The following is a 13,864-nucleotide window of genomic DNA, read 5'->3' on the forward strand; positions in this document are numbered from 1 at the left end:
AGCGCAGATGATGGTGGAGAAGACCGGCCAGCCGGCCTACCTGCAGATCGTCGACGAGCTGCGCGGCCAGATCCGCAGCGGCGCACTCGCGCCCGGTATGGCACTGCCGTCCATCGCCCAACTGTGCGAGCGCTTCGAGGTCTCCGCCAGCGTCGTCAAGGCCGCGATCAGCGTGCTCCGCACCGAAGGCGTGGTCATCGGCCAGCAGGGCAAGGGCGTGTTCGTCCGCGAGACCCCCGCCGAGACCGCCAAGCCGGAGACGCCCGACGCGACCGCCGAGATCCTCGACCAACTCGCCCAGACCCGCCAGAGCCTCAAGGAACTGGGGGATCGGCTCGCCGCTCTGGAGGCGGCAGTCTTCGAAGCGCCGAAGTGATCTCACCGATCCGGCAGGCCAACTCGTCCAGCTCCGCCCGGATCGCAGCCAATTCCCAGATGATCCGCTGCGGTTCGACGTTCATCGGTTTCTCCCTTGCCCTGCGGTGCGTTTCCCCTTTTCGGGATGGCCTAAGTTCACCGTGAGCTGGGGGTTTCCGGTATCACGCCGATCTAGTTAAGCTTCTTCAGTTCCACTCAACGACCATTTACACATGCGTTTTCACATGCACGACCGCACACCGCGCACCAACCCTTGAGCGTGAAGGCGAAGGTATGCAATGAAGACGACCCAGCGCCCCGGCTGGACCCCCTCCCGCCTGCGGGAACACCGCGAAGCCCACGGCCTCACCCTGGAGGCCGCAGGTGAACGACTCCGCCAGGCCGCCGGCCGCCACGGACTGACCGTCCCGGCCGCCAACTTCCAAACGCTCTGGGGACATGAGCAAGGGACGGTGTTCCCCGGCCCGCATTACCGGCGTGCTTATTGTCTGCTCTATGAGGCCACCGAGCCCGAACTAGGCTTTCGTCCCCCTCTGCCCGGTGAATCACAGAAAGCGGAAATCGTGATTTCCGATCTGCCTGCGCCCGCTGATCCCGTCGCCGACAACGCCGCCGCCCAGGTCATCGAGGAAGCGTTCACGAAAGTCTCCGTCGGCGGCATCCAGGCCGACGGCTCCCCGCAAGCCCTGTTGCGCAACCGGGTGGTCGACGCCTGGCGCCGGCGCCACGGAGGCGGCAGCCCCAAGCCCATCCTCGTTCTCGTCGGCGGATACGCCGGATCCGGCAAGACCGAGTTCTCCCGCTTCCTGTCCGACATCACCGGTTGGGCGTTCCTGGACAAGGACTCCCTGACCCGGTGCATCGTCGAGCGGCTGCTCGTCTCCCTGGGCGGTGATCCCAACGACCGGCACACCGACCTGTATCTGAAGGAGGTCCGGCCGCTGGAGTACCGGTGCCTGATGGAGACCGCGTGGGACAACCTCAACGTCGGCACCTCCACCATCCTGTCGGCCCCGTTCATCGCGGAGCTGAAGGACGAGGCGTGGTTCACCCGGCTGGAGAACCGGTGCGCGGCCAAGGGCATCGACGTCGCGGCGATCTGGGTCCGCTGTGATCCCGAATCCATGCGCGAGTACATCGAATTCCGCGGGGCCGCCCGCGACGCCTGGAAGCTGGACAACTGGCAGCAGTACGCCGAGGGCCTCCAGGTCGAGGCCAGCCCGCCCACCGCGCACGTCACGGTCGACAACCGACTCGGTGCGGCGATCAGCCTTGCCGACCAGACCCGCGAGGCCCTTAAGCGGATCCTGACGTGAGCAGTCCGCAAGGCATCGTCCTGTACGGCCCGCCGGCCAGCGGCAAGGACACCATCACCACCGCCCTTACCTGGCTGGATCCGCGGTTCGTGCTGCTGCCCAAGCTCAAGGTCGGCGCCGGCCGGGCGCAGGGGTATGAGTTCGTCAGTCCTGAGCACCTGGACAAGCTGCGCGACGCCGGGCGGCTGCTGGTCGAGACCCACCGCTACGGCAACGTCTACGCCGTCGATCGGCAGATGATCGAGGATCGGCACGCGGCCGGCTACGTGCCCGTCGCGCACATGGGCAACATCGCTGATCTGCGCCAGCTCATCGGCAAGGCGCCGGACGGGTGGCTGCGCGTGCTGCTGTGGGTGCCCCGCGAGGTCACCGAACAGCGCTCCCGAGGTCGCGGAGACGCCGACACCGCCAAGCGCCTGGCCGCATGGGACGAGACGCTCGCCGACTTGGAGACAGGCACCGACGCGGGGTTCTTTCACCTGCGCCTCCACACCGACCGCATCGGGGTCGACGCCGCAGCCGGGGAGATCATGGGTGCCTACGACCGGTTGCGGACGGCCGCGCTTCCTCGCGAGGAGGCATGCCCCCCATGAGCCGGGCCGAGACGTCCGGCGGGATCAGATCCAGCCGCCACCAGGTCCCGCAGCCGGCGCACTCGGCTCCGGTCCAGACTCCCTGGGGACTCGACGTCCAGCGCGCTGAGCTGTGGGTGCAGGCGCCGGAGGAGAGCCGGTAGCCCGCCGGCAGGACCGTCACCGTTTCCGCCCTTCTCCGTATCGATGTCTGCTCGTTGAGCTGGTGGTGCCTCCCCCGCCCCTGACCGCCGTGGTGCCCGTGCCCTCTCCAGGTCAACCCCGTCGGTGGGGATGGGGTGGGATGAACGGCGTCCATCTGGGGTGGGCGGACACCGCGGACGACGTTGACCCTTTAAAAGGGCCTGACACGGGACGGCTGTCCGAGGCGGGGGAAGAGCGGGTCAGGAGTCACCCGGTTGACTCCTGGCAGGCGGGGCGATGCGCGTCCCTCCAGATTCCGCACCGCCCCGCCCGTCTAACGGGCGCTCCCGGACAGCAGCGCCGTCCAGGTCGCCCGAGCTTCAGTGATAGGCATAAGCGAGGTCTCGTGAATGTCGGGCCCGCGGTCGAGCTGGACCGTCCGCCGCAGGAACGCACGGCCCCCGCCGGCGCACAGCTCATACACCGTGGCACGGCACCAGCAGGTCCAGGCGACCGGCCGCGCCCGCTCCAGCGAGGGATACGGCCGCTGCCATGCCAGCCGCACATGCACGCGTTGGAGCATCGCCACATGCGGGCTCACGCACTCATCCAGCGCGATCACGACGCGTTCTCCTCAGGGTGCGCGTGCTTCCTGCGGAGATCGCCGTAGCGGAAGGCGACCCGCCGAGCGGCCCGAGCGGGATCCACCGCCGGATGCCAGGCGTAGGTGAACCGCTGTCGCCGATCGTCCCAGCCGGTCCGCCACCAGAACCGCTCTCCGTCGCACCAGACGACGAGCCCGACCCAGACCGACACCAGCGCCAGGCCGTGCCCGGAGTGGACATCGGCCGGGATCTCGTGCCTGTCCAGAGCCACACGGAGTTCCTCGGCCGCATCCATCGGCCCCACGTCATCAAGGGAGACCGCGGTCATCCTTCACCTCCTACCGCGATGGGCATCCGCGGGCATGTCAGTTCGGCTTCCAAGGTCGAACCCGTCCGAGTCGAACGGGTCAGGCTCGAAGGCGTCCGCCTGTTCCTCGGACGCGGTCTTTCGTCGTCAGCCATGCCCGCATCATAAGCACACCATGCTGTAGTACACCATAGAACACCGCAGTATGTGCTGGTGGAGAGGTCTGCACTGTGGGCTTCTAGCGTGTTCCCATGACCGAGCTGCGCGACGATCTGCCCAGGTGGCGACAGGTGCGAGACATCATCGTCAAGCGTATCGAGACCGGCCAGTACAAGCCGGGCCAGCGGATCCCCTCGGTCATCGATCTGACCCAAGAATTCGGGATCGCCACCCAGACCGCACAGAAGGTCATGAACGCTCTCCGCAAGGACCGCTGGATACGGACCGAGCGCGGCATGGGCAGCTTCGTCACCACGGTCGAAGAGCGCACAGCCGAGGCCGTCGACGCTCCCGAGTAGCCATCACAGAGTCCAAGATCAACCGGAGGTCGACTCCTCCGGATGAGAACTTTCTCTACGTCTTTAAAGGCGGCCCGCTGCGCGGTCCGCCGGGCGCGCCGGTCGGCAAGCGTGCCCGGCTGCGGCTCTTCGGCCGGTCCGGGCACGCACCGCCCGCGCGCTACGGAAACGAGAAGGTCCACCCCTTTTAGTGCGATAACTATGCCGGTGGGATCAATGCGTAATTGAACGGCTTCTACTGCTCGGCGATCAATGTGTAAACCAGGACGAAGCTCCGCATCCGAGGCTAGGATTTCTTGCTATCGCCGTACAGAGTGCCAGGAGGACGCGTGAGCCAATCACCGGATGGCTCGCCTTCCTCGGATGGCCCCTCCGACGAGCTGCACATGTTCCACAGGGTGTCGTCGTTGCTGTCGAGCGACGGCCCTGTTACCGTCCCGCCCGATCAGCCCGTGCCAGAAGCACTGAAGGTCATGAAGGACTACGGCTACAGCCAACTTCCTGTGGTCGCAGGCACTGAGGTGCTCGGTCTGTTCTCCTACCAAACCTTCACTGAGCGCTTGGTTGGTAGCCCGTGGCTGTTGGAGAAGACGAAGACAGCGATATCGCTGGTCGTTGACGACTTCGTGGAGCAGGCGATCTTTGTTCGCGCGGCTGATGCTATCGACACTCTGTTCGTCCCCTTGGAGGACGCCGACGTTGTACTAGTGGGTGACCCGGATCGCCTGCAGGGCATAGTCACCAGCAGTGACGTCATAGCCTACCTGTACCAGGTTGCTAGCCCGTATATTCTGCTCAAAGAGACGGAGGTTGGCCTTCGGTCTCTGATAGAGGCAGCGGTGACAGCTGAGCAGCTCGCTGAGTGTGCTCAAAACAGCCTAGCAATCATATACAAGGGCAGAGAAGATCAGTTACCTACAACTCTTGCTCGTATGACATTTGACGAACAAGTAAACATTGTCGCCAACAGCAAGAACTGGCCGATGTTTTCGGAGTTAATGGGCGCAAATAGAGATATGTTCAACTTCGAAATAAGGCCCATTGGCTCCATTCGTAACGACGCCTTCCATTTTAAGCGTGAGCTGAACGAGGAGGACCTCCGAAAACTCGCGGCGGCGCGATCTTGGGTGCTACGCAAACTCCGTAGAAAGGTAGGTCAAAGGCGATGACGACCGATGACTCTTTCGCGGGAGAACTATACCTGCGCTTGATTAGGGCAATCTCGGACATTCGCGTAAATCATGGAATCTTCATTTACGCACCAATGGGAAGCGGTAAGACTCTAAGTCTGATTACGGGAATCTCTCGCTTCGTCAAGCGAAATCCGGACTCTTCTATTCTTTTCGTCACCAACACGCTTTCGATTACGCGGCAGGCGGAAGAGCTGAGAGCAGAAGACGTCCCGGTTATTCCGCTGCGCGATCAGGCGGAAGCGCGCAATTGGGCGTATCATTCACCTTTAGAGGAGCGAAGCGTTCTCGTTGTGGCGGATCGCCTATTTAACCGCTCTTTCCTTGCAAAGCTGCAAGGGCGCGAGTTTGATTTGATGATTGTCGATACTCCTCGAAGCTTTCCTCCTGATGCAGTTATGGTCTTGCTGTCCAGGAGCTCCCGCTTTGTTTGGGTTAATCCACCGTCCGAACTAAGCGAAATAATAAACGTGCGCAATAAGGAGACCCTCGCTCAGGTAGGCGCCCCCGACGCCCAGTATGACCGAACAGTGGATACCGCCCCACATGTCAGGCGGACGGTTGTTAGCTATCGCATATCGGATGCTGAGCGAAAGCTGATCTCTGAAGGGCTGCAATATTTGCCGCACCTTAAGGGAGAGCCGGCTCCTAGCGCTCGACGTGCAGCGGAGTCCAGCAGGGCTGCCTTCAGTACAGCTCTTTTGGCCATGCAATATCGTCGAGTGGCCCCTGGTGCCCATCGCCTATTGCAGCGTGGGAGTCATTCGTTGTCAGCTGATTATCCGGATGATCCGGCTGGCGAGAGCGTGGATAGAAGCTTGAGTCAAGACGAGACCCTCTTCCCTGCCTGGGGCATGTCTCCCCCTGAATATGGGGACCAGATCGACGCACTCCTGGATAGGTTCGATGATCTTGAAGAGGATAACAAGCTCGAAGTCATGCTTTCTGTGATCCAAGAAGAGATAGAGTCAGGGCGGGGACGCGGTGTAGTCATTATGGTACAGAGGACCGTGACATCTGACTACGTTCGCCAGTTTTTAGTTCTGCGCATGCGGGGAACGTTTGTAGAGATTGCCGGGAGGCATACCGCACCATTCGAAGATCTTTTTTCCGCGAGTGGGATACCTCGCGTTCTCATAGTCTCTGACCAAGAACTTCCCTATCTCACTGAAGCACCCGATGGAGTTATGCAGCTCTGGTTCGATCCGCCACTTAGCCTGGCACATGGGTATAGACGGCTAGAATTCTTGGGCACCCGCAGAGCTGTTGCCTGCGCACTTATGGCAGATCCGCCATTCCTTAACGAGCAGAGACACCTTCAACCGTTCGGGTTTTATGCGACGATGCCGGACTATTGATGCACATGCCGATAGTGTTGCAATACGCATGCTGCAATGCATAGGACCTGAGGTGCGCATAGTTGCGATCGAGGAATCAAGCGGTAGACGCTCTTCCTGAAAAGTGCTTCTTACGGCTGCCGCGGGGCTTCCGTTCCTTGGGCTTGCTGGCCCTGCGGTACGGGTTCCCTTGCCATCGGGTGACATGGGCTGGCCGCCGGCCGAGGTGCTGTGTACAGCAGCAGATACAGCAACGCCGCCTTACGTGATCACACGTTGCCAGTCGTCACCTGCCGCCCGATTAGGGCGAGGAAGCCTCTACGTCGTGACTGGCGCTCGTTTGCAATCAGAGACTCGATTGGTCATTTAGCCCTGGGTCCATGCACGCTCGGTCGCATTTTCATCTAGCCAGCCGTACGTCACCATGAGGACGCGTGGCTACTCCGAGCGTCGCAGTCTCACGAACGACATTGCCGAATTGTTCTTATGGGTATCAAGGCGGCGGGCGGCCCGGAGTCCCGCCCCGGCCCTGCGCCCGCTCGCCGTCCGGGCGTGCGGCCTGGGGGCCGGTCCCGGCCAGCGCGGGACTCCGGGCCGCCCGCCGCACACGCGCGCCACCGCACGGACCGAACCCTCCGCTCCTGGGTTGCCGCGCCGCCGCACAGATACAGCCCTCACGATCGCCAATGCATGGCTGGCCATCGCATGGGATGGGGGCGATCGACGAGCCGTGCTTCGTTCCTCAGCACGGCTCACCGGAGAACGTGAGTGCGGTCTGTACTGATTCGGTCTCCACTGACCACGGGGCGATTCAGGGGGAACTGTGAGGGGATACCTCAAGATCCTGAGCAAGGCTGACCCGCCCCTTGTCGATCGCAGCCTCGTAGAACGCATCGGCGAGCGCCACGATGATCCCTTTGATCGCAGGCCCGTCGGTGAAGAAGTAGTCAGCCATGGTGGTGTGCGCCTTCTGGTTGTCGGCGACGACCTCGGTGACGGCGGACTGGAAGTCCTGCGACTCCATGAACTGCTTCTTCGAGTTCACCCGGGTCTGCTGGACCAGGTCCGGGTCGGCGAGCAGTCGCTGCACGAGCCCCTGCACGAACTCCCGGATCTGGGACTCGGCGAACGACTCGGCACCGAAGAGGTCGTTCATCTTGTCGATGACGACCTGGAGCGCGACGTACTTCGGCTCCTTCTTGGTGCCGGTGCCTGCTGCGCTGATCCCCTTCAGTTCGCCGTCTCCGGTCAGCGAGATGTCAACCGCGATTGCCTTGTTGTGCTTCACGCCGACAAGGACCACATCCGAAAGGTCAACGTCGGCGCTCCACGAGGACTCGGCGATGACCTTCTCCAAAAGCCGGAGGAAGATCGAGAGCATCTCCATGTACGGGTCGCCGTAGTCGACGATCTGGCTCATGAAGTCATAGAGCCGCACGTAGGTGGAGACGTCCTTGCGGAAGAGGTCGAGGGTGTTGAGCGTGACCTTGTCCTCGGCCTCGATCGCTGCCGCGTAGCGACGCCGGAAGTCGTGCTGGGCCGGGCTGATTGCCGCCGAGAGCGCGTTGTTGCCCTTGCGGGCGACCCACAGCTCGGCGACCTGGCGGACCTGCTCCTCGGTGTAGATCCCCGCTTGGGCGAGCTTGTTCGCAAGGTGTACGACGACGTACGGGTCGGTCTCGGTCTCCAGGGTGGCGTTGGTGAAGTACGGCTCGAAGGCGGTCCTGATGTCGTCGGGCTTGTTGGCGAAGTCGATGACGAACGTCTTGGTCTTCTGCTCCCCGCCGGCGGTGCGGTGGGTTCGGTTGAGCCGGGAGAGCGTCTGCACGGCGGTGACCCCGGAGAGCTTCTTGTCGACGTACATCGCCGAGAGCAGCGGCTGGTCGAAGCCGGTCTGGAATTTGTTGGCGACCAGCATGATCTTGTACGTGTCGCCCTTGAACGCCGCCGCTAGGTCGGCGCCCGCTCCGGGGTTCATCTTGGCCTCGGTGAACTCGTCGTCCTTCGACGGCGTCGGCCCCCAGTCCTGGCTCCACTTCTCGTTCTCGGTCATTGACACCGACCCGGAGAACGCGACGAGGGTCCGGTAGTTGTACGACGCGTCCTCGGCGGCCCGCTTGGCGATGTAGGCGTCGATCGCCTTCTTGTACTTCACCGCGGCCTTGCGCGAGTCGGTGACGACCATCGCCTTCGCCTTGCCCTCCAGGAGGTGGGCGACGTTGGCGTGGAAGTGCTCGACGATGATCTGCACCTTCTGGCTGATGTTGGTCGGGTGCAGCTTCACCCACCGCATCAGCCCCTTGCGCGCAGCCGACTCCTCGACCTCGCCACCGTCGCCGCTCTCAGCCTTGCCAGCGATCTTCAAGGCAGTGTCGTAGGACTGATAGCCCTTGAGCACGTCGAGGATGTAGCCCTCCTCGATCGCCTGCTTCATCGAGTACAGGTGAAACTCGCACGGCTTGCCGTCCGGCCCCTTGCGGCCGAACAGCTCCAGGGTCTTGTTCTTCGGGGTTGCTGTAAAAGCGAAGTAGGAGATGTTCTCCGACTCGGCCCGCTCGGCCATCTCCGAGGCCAGGACCGCCTCGACGTCGACCGAGCCGCCGTCCTCGATTTCCTTGATCTCCTCGGCGGTCAGGACCTGTTTCAGCTTCGAGGAGATCTGTCCCGACTGCGAGGAGTGTGCTTCGTCCGCGATGACGGCGAACCGTTTGCCCTTCAGGCTGGAGTCGGCCCGGATCTCATCGTGTGCGTACGGGAAGGTCTGCACCGTCACCGCGATGATTAGCTCGCCATTCTTCAGCGCCTGTGCCAGCAGGCCGGACTTCGACTTCGCGCCGGCCTTGCGCACGTCCTCGGGGCTGATCGTTGCGACGATCTTCCCGCTGCCGTCGATCTGCCGGATCGCGTCCTGAAGCTGCCCGTCGAGCACCGTGCGGTCGACGACCACAATGACCGAGTCGAAGACCTTCTCATCATCGACGTGGAGCCGCGCGAGACGGTGCGCCGTCCAGGCGATCGTGTTCGTCTTCCCCGACCCCGCGGAGTGCTCAATCAGATAACGCTGGCCGACACCCTCCTCAGCCACGGCGGCCACGATTCTCGTGACCGCCTCCCACTGGTGGAACCGGGGGAACAGCATGCTCGTACGGCGCACCGACGTGCCGGTCGCGACGTCCCACTCCTCCTTGGTCTCCACGATCATCAGCCGGCCGATGATGTTGAGCCAGGCGTGCTTTTCCCAGACCCGCTCCCACAGGTACGCCGTCGCCGACCTCCCGTCCACACCAGGCGGGTTCCCGGCACCGTCGTCGAAGCCGGTGTCGAACGGCAGGAATTGTGTCTTCTCGCCCTCCAGCCGGGTCGTCATCGCGGCCAGGTCGTTGGAGACCGCGAAGTGGACCAGCGCCCGGTGTCCGAACGACAGCAGCGGCTCGACTCGGCCGCTGGTCAGCGGGTTGCGTTCCTTGCGGTACTGCTGGATCGCCTCGTTCAGCGACTGGGTGAAGTCGGTCTTCAGCTCCACTGTCGCGACCGGGAGTCCGTTGACGAAGAACACCAGGTCGATGCTGCGCTGGTCGGCGGTTGAGAAGTGCACCTGCCGCATCACCCGGACCTGCATCGCCGCATACTCGGCGTTCGTCGTCTCGTTCAGCGTCGTCTCGGGACGGAACTGCGCCATCTTCAACCGGCCACCGCCGATGTACTGCACCCCGGTCCGCAGGATATTCAGCATCCCACCGCCGTGCTCCAGCGGCTTGTCCAACGCCGTCGTCAGCACGTCGAGAAACTTCGCCTGCGACCCGGCCGCCTTCAGCGCCTTCTCGTACGCTGGCTTCTGGGTCGCCTCCAGCCACACGAACAGATCCTCGGGGAACAGCGCCCGCTCCCGGTCGTAGCCGGTGTCATTGGCCGAGTACAGCCACCCGTGGGCCGCGAGGTGCTCGCAGATCTCGGTCTCGAAGACGACCTCGTTGTGGTCAGCCATCACGCGGCCTCGCGTACGTTGACCTGGCCCGTCACGGCGGCGGTGATGAGTGCCGTTCGGCGCTCGAGGGCGAGCTCGATCAGTCGCTGCGTCTCTGCGATGAGCGCATCAATCTTCGCCGTCTGCTCGTCAAGGTGGGCCGCGATGCGGTGCTGCTCAGCTATGGACGCCGTCGGCACCCGCAGACTCTTGATGTCATCGAGAGCGAGTTGCATCTTCGCCCCGCCTGCTGCTCCTTGGTTGAGTTGGTCTTGGCCTGCGGTGGTCAGCATGAACCACCCCGCGAACCTCGAGTCCAGGCGGTCTAGATTGAGGCGGCAGAGGGCTACATGCTGGCTTACATACGAACCGACCCAGTCGTTGTCGACCACGGCTACGGATCCCAGGTAGGCGGTGATGGAGAAGAGCAGGTCTCCTGCCTCTAATATCGTCCGCGAGCCTTCGGTCACGTCAACCGGGAGGCTAACGAACTGGACCTCGCCCCGGATGCTCAGGTTCGTACGAGGCAGGTTTCCGATTCGCAGGAACCGCTCGCCATCGTCGGCGTAGTAGTCGCCCCAACCGCGGGACCCGCTTGTTAGGAACTTGATGTACCGGCGCAGTTGCACACTGGGCTCGGCGAGAGCAGCGAAGGCTGCGTCCACAACCGCCTGCCGCCGCTCGCGGAGCATCTCGATCAGGCGCTGCTGCTCCTCGATGAGTGTGTCGATGCGGGCGGTCTCGCGGTTGAGGTAGTCGGCGACAGCGCTCTGCGTTTCGAGGTCCGGGAGGTCAATCCGAATTTCAAGGAAATCGCCCTGGCTAATGTTCTGCATCGAGGAACTCGTCCCAACGCTCGCAGCTTCGACCTGGGATCGGTAGATTGGCGTCTTCGTCCACCAATCGACGAACCGCGGGTCAGCGCCGCTGAATGTCACGGCCCACAGCCGGTCTGGAAGGTAGAGGTTCGGGAAGTCCTGACCAACTGCAGCAGCGACCCCCAAGTGTTGCTTTGTGTTCATTCGGCTCACGATCAGCGAGCCGGCCAGCACCGGACACGACACTCGGTCTAGGTCATAGGCATCCACTTGCTTGTTCTCTTCTGGACTAAAAACTCCACCGTAAACGGCACTCGTCTTGAGCACGCCTGGTTCATCGGCGGCGGCTGGCCATGGCGCTCCATTGACGCTGGTTCCACTCTGGACGGAGCTAACGACTCGCTTGAGCGGGAGGTTCGGCCACCCGATCCTGGTCACTTCTCGACCTCGCGGAGCAGATCGAGGATCTTGGCGATCTGTTTCTCCAGATCGGCGTCGATTTCGGTGAGAGGGCGGGGCGGGACGTACTTGTAGAAGTGGCGGGTGAAGGGGATCTCATAGCCGGTCTTGACCTTGGCCCAGTCGATCCAGGCGTCGGGAACGTGCGGCTTCACCTCGGTGTCGAAGTACGCCTGAATGACCTCGGTCTTGCCTGCAGGTCCGGCGGTCGAGCCGCCGTAGGTGAAGGGCACGTTCTCGGTGTCGCGCTTCTTGGAGTCAAGCTTCGGCTTCCCTTTGCGGTCGACGACGGGCTTGCCGTCCTCATCCAGAAGTGGTCGCTCGACGGTGATGGTCCAGTAGCCGAACTCGTCGTTGCGCAGCACCTTCGAGAAGTCGGGGTCGGCGTCGGTGAAGTCGGCATACAGGCGGAGAACCTTGGCGCGGTCGGTGTCGCTGAGCTCACGGTTCTTGTTGCCGAGGTTCTTGCGCATCTTGGTCCAGAACGAGGTGTCGTCGATGAGCTGGACTAGGCCCTTGCGGTCGGGGTGCTTGGTGTTGTCGAGGATCCAGATGTAGGTGGGAATGGGGGTGTTGAAGAACATGTTGGTTGGCAGTGCGACGATCGCCTCGACCAGGTCGTTCTCCAGCAGCCACTTGCGGATGTTGGACGGGCCGGACTCGGCGGCGCCGTTGAAGAGCGGCGAGCCGTTCATGACGATTCCGACCCGGCCGCCGCCGTCCTCGGGAGCGCGCATCTTGTGTGCCAGATGCAGCAGGAACAGCATCTGCCCGTCCGAGATCGGCGGCAGGCCCGGCGCGAAGCGGCCGTACGGGCCGGCCTCGTCACGCTCTTTGGTGATGGCCTTGGCGTACTGCTTCCAGTCGACGCCGTACGGCGGGTTGGACATGCAGAAGTCGAACTGGCGGCCCTTGAAGGCGTCGTCGGTGAGCGTGTTGCCGAAGGCAATGTTGGACGCGTCGTGGCCCTTAGCGAGCAGGTCGGACTTGCAGATCGCGTACGACTGCGGGTTGTACTCCTGGCCGTACAGGCTCAGCCGGGCGTCCGGGTTCTGCGCGAGCAGGTGCTCCTCGGCAAGGGCGAGCATGCCGCCGGTGCCGGCGGTGGGGTCGTAGAGTGTGCGGACGATCCCGGCCTCGGTAAGGGCGGCGTCCTTCTCGGCGAAGAGCAGGTCGACCAGCAGCCGGATCGCGTCACGCGGCGTGTAGTGGTCACCGGAGGTCTCGTTCGCGGCCTCGTTGAACTTGCGGATGATGTACTCGAACGCGTCCCCCATGTCGGCGTTGGACACGACATCGGGATGCAGGTCGACGGCGCCGAAGGACTTCACGATCTCGCGCAGGAGACCGGCCTTCTCCAGGGCGATGATCTCCTTCTTGAAGTCGAAGTACTCGAACACATCGACATCGGCGGAGAACCGGTCGATGTAGTCGACGAGGTTGTCCTCGAGCCCGTCCGCGTCCTGCAGAAGGTTGGCGAAGCTGTACTTCGAGGTGTTGTAGAACGGCCGGCCGGTGGCCTTCTTGACCTCGATCCGGAGCCGGTTCGGGTTCTCGTATGCCGCGGCCAGGTCTCGGACGGTCCCGCGGTCCGGCTCCAGGATGCAGTCGAGGCGCCGAAGGATCGTGAACGGGAGAATCACGTTCCCGTACTGGTTGGGGCGGTAGGGACCCCGAAGCTGGTCAGCGATCGACCAGATGAAACTACCGAGCGTGCTCACAAGGCTCCTCAGGAATCACTCAACGTGCATGGCTGCGTCGGCGCACTGGGGTAGTCGCGCCCACGTAAGGCAACGCACGTCCGCCGACGGGGCGTCATGACGCCATCTTCGTGCACTTTGGCCTCCTGCGTACGCGGGAAGTTAAGCGGAACCCAGGCCCACCTGCACCGTAGCGGAGGGGCCGACACAAAGCGCGAGCAACAAGAGATCAATCATGGGGCACCCCAGGTTTGACGGATACCGGCACGATGGCACGCCATACGCTTTCGGCGGTGACCACATCGCGTCGGTAATCCACGTAGGCAATATCGGCCAGGAGAGCGACATCTTGAGCCAGGGGCAGAGGACCGTCTACAGCAAGCTGGTCTGTGACCGGATCCCGGAGATCATCGAAGCCGCTGGCCGACATCCACGAAGTCCTGGCCACCCTGATCGATGCCCTCGGATTCTCTGACGAACAAGTCCAGGAGGCGGCCCGCCACAAGCGAGCCGAGCGGAGGCGACTTCAGCCGCCTGTGGCTGGACGAGGTCACGA

General features: G+C 63.1%; 12 protein-coding genes. 7 read left to right on the forward strand and 5 right to left on the reverse strand.

Going from position 1 to position 13,864, the window contains the following annotated elements; genetic code table 11:
• Positions 1-7 precede the first annotated feature (7 nt).
• The 4 genes from ACWDS7_RS16230 (at position 8) to ACWDS7_RS16245 (ending at position 2,430) form a co-directional block, all read left to right on the forward strand.
• A complete protein-coding gene (locus ACWDS7_RS16230; RefSeq protein ID WP_451929946.1) occupies positions 8-376 on the forward strand; it encodes a GntR family transcriptional regulator in 369 nt (122 codons plus the stop codon).
• Between the two features lie 565 nt (positions 377-941).
• Positions 942-1,694: an AAA family ATPase gene (locus ACWDS7_RS16235; protein WP_306863490.1), complete on the forward strand. Its 753-nt coding sequence runs from the start codon at positions 942-944 to the stop codon at positions 1,692-1,694.
• Positions 1,691-2,287 (forward strand): guanylate kinase, encoded by a 597-nt coding sequence (locus tag ACWDS7_RS16240; RefSeq protein ID WP_451929947.1) that lies wholly within the window; start codon positions 1,691-1,693, stop codon positions 2,285-2,287. The genes ACWDS7_RS16235 and ACWDS7_RS16240 overlap by 4 nt, the downstream gene beginning before the upstream one ends.
• Positions 2,284-2,430: a hypothetical protein gene (locus ACWDS7_RS16245; RefSeq protein ID WP_451929948.1), complete on the forward strand. Its 147-nt coding sequence runs from the start codon at positions 2,284-2,286 to the stop codon at positions 2,428-2,430. The genes ACWDS7_RS16240 and ACWDS7_RS16245 overlap by 4 nt, the downstream gene beginning before the upstream one ends.
• A gap of 314 nt (positions 2,431-2,744) precedes the next feature.
• Here ACWDS7_RS16245 and ACWDS7_RS16250 read toward each other — a convergent pair whose 3' ends face one another.
• Entirely contained in the window at positions 2,745-3,032 is a 288-nt protein-coding gene (locus ACWDS7_RS16250; protein ID WP_451929949.1) for a hypothetical protein, read from the reverse strand.
• The gene (locus ACWDS7_RS16255) at positions 3,029-3,343 is read right to left on the reverse strand and encodes a hypothetical protein (protein ID WP_352066786.1); all 315 of its coding nucleotides are present in this window, start codon (positions 3,341-3,343) and stop codon (positions 3,029-3,031) included. The genes ACWDS7_RS16250 and ACWDS7_RS16255 overlap by 4 nt, the downstream gene beginning before the upstream one ends.
• A gap of 230 nt (positions 3,344-3,573) precedes the next feature.
• On the opposite strand from ACWDS7_RS16255, the gene ACWDS7_RS16260 reads away from it, so the two are divergent.
• The 3 genes from ACWDS7_RS16260 to ACWDS7_RS16270 all read left to right on the forward strand — a co-directional run bounded on the left by ACWDS7_RS16260 (position 3,574) and on the right by ACWDS7_RS16270 (position 6,388).
• Entirely contained in the window at positions 3,574-3,840 is a 267-nt protein-coding gene (locus ACWDS7_RS16260) for a GntR family transcriptional regulator (RefSeq protein ID WP_451929950.1), read from the forward strand.
• Between the two features lie 329 nt (positions 3,841-4,169).
• Positions 4,170-5,009 carry a CBS domain-containing protein gene (locus tag ACWDS7_RS16265; RefSeq protein WP_451929951.1) on the forward strand — a complete coding sequence of 280 codons (840 nt, stop codon included), beginning with the start codon at positions 4,170-4,172 and terminating at the stop codon, positions 5,007-5,009.
• On the forward strand, positions 5,006-6,388 hold the full coding sequence (locus ACWDS7_RS16270; protein ID WP_451929952.1) for a DEAD/DEAH box helicase family protein: 1,383 nt from the start codon (positions 5,006-5,008) through the stop codon (positions 6,386-6,388). The genes ACWDS7_RS16265 and ACWDS7_RS16270 overlap by 4 nt, the downstream gene beginning before the upstream one ends.
• A gap of 790 nt (positions 6,389-7,178) precedes the next feature.
• Here the strand turns inward: ACWDS7_RS16270 and ACWDS7_RS16275 are convergent.
• The 3 genes from ACWDS7_RS16275 to ACWDS7_RS16285 all read right to left on the reverse strand — a co-directional run bounded on the left by ACWDS7_RS16275 (position 7,179) and on the right by ACWDS7_RS16285 (position 13,329).
• Complete coding sequence (locus ACWDS7_RS16275; protein ID WP_451929953.1) at positions 7,179-10,352, reverse strand: type I restriction endonuclease subunit R; 3,174 nt, start codon at positions 10,350-10,352, stop codon at positions 7,179-7,181.
• Complete coding sequence (locus ACWDS7_RS16280) at positions 10,352-11,353, reverse strand: restriction endonuclease subunit S (protein WP_451929954.1); 1,002 nt, start codon at positions 11,351-11,353, stop codon at positions 10,352-10,354. The genes ACWDS7_RS16275 and ACWDS7_RS16280 overlap by 1 nt, the downstream gene beginning before the upstream one ends.
• A gap of 230 nt (positions 11,354-11,583) precedes the next feature.
• A complete protein-coding gene (locus tag ACWDS7_RS16285) occupies positions 11,584-13,329 on the reverse strand; it encodes an N-6 DNA methylase (protein ID WP_451929955.1) in 1,746 nt (581 codons plus the stop codon).
• Positions 13,330-13,864 lie beyond the last annotated feature (535 nt).

It is taken from the genome of Streptosporangium sp. NPDC003464, from assembly GCF_053588315.1.

What these genes read in the sequence shown, in the direction of transcription:
- ACWDS7_RS16230 (WP_451929946.1), top strand. Translation starts at nt 8, where the DNA reads ATGATGGTGGAGAAGACCGGCCAGCCGGCCTACCTGCAGATCGTCGAC.
- ACWDS7_RS16245 (WP_451929948.1), top strand. Translation starts at nt 2,284, where the DNA reads ATGAGCCGGGCCGAGACGTCCGGCGGGATCAGATCCAGCCGCCACCAG.
- ACWDS7_RS16255 (WP_352066786.1), bottom strand. Translation starts at nt 3,343, where the DNA reads ATGACCGCGGTCTCCCTTGATGACGTGGGGCCGATGGATGCGGCCGAG.
- ACWDS7_RS16260 (WP_451929950.1), top strand. Translation starts at nt 3,574, where the DNA reads ATGACCGAGCTGCGCGACGATCTGCCCAGGTGGCGACAGGTGCGAGAC.
- ACWDS7_RS16270 (WP_451929952.1), top strand. Translation starts at nt 5,006, where the DNA reads ATGACGACCGATGACTCTTTCGCGGGAGAACTATACCTGCGCTTGATT.
- ACWDS7_RS16275 (WP_451929953.1), bottom strand. Translation starts at nt 10,352, where the DNA reads ATGGCTGACCACAACGAGGTCGTCTTCGAGACCGAGATCTGCGAGCAC.
- ACWDS7_RS16280 (WP_451929954.1), bottom strand. Translation starts at nt 11,353, where the DNA reads ATGAACACAAAGCAACACTTGGGGGTCGCTGCTGCAGTTGGTCAGGAC.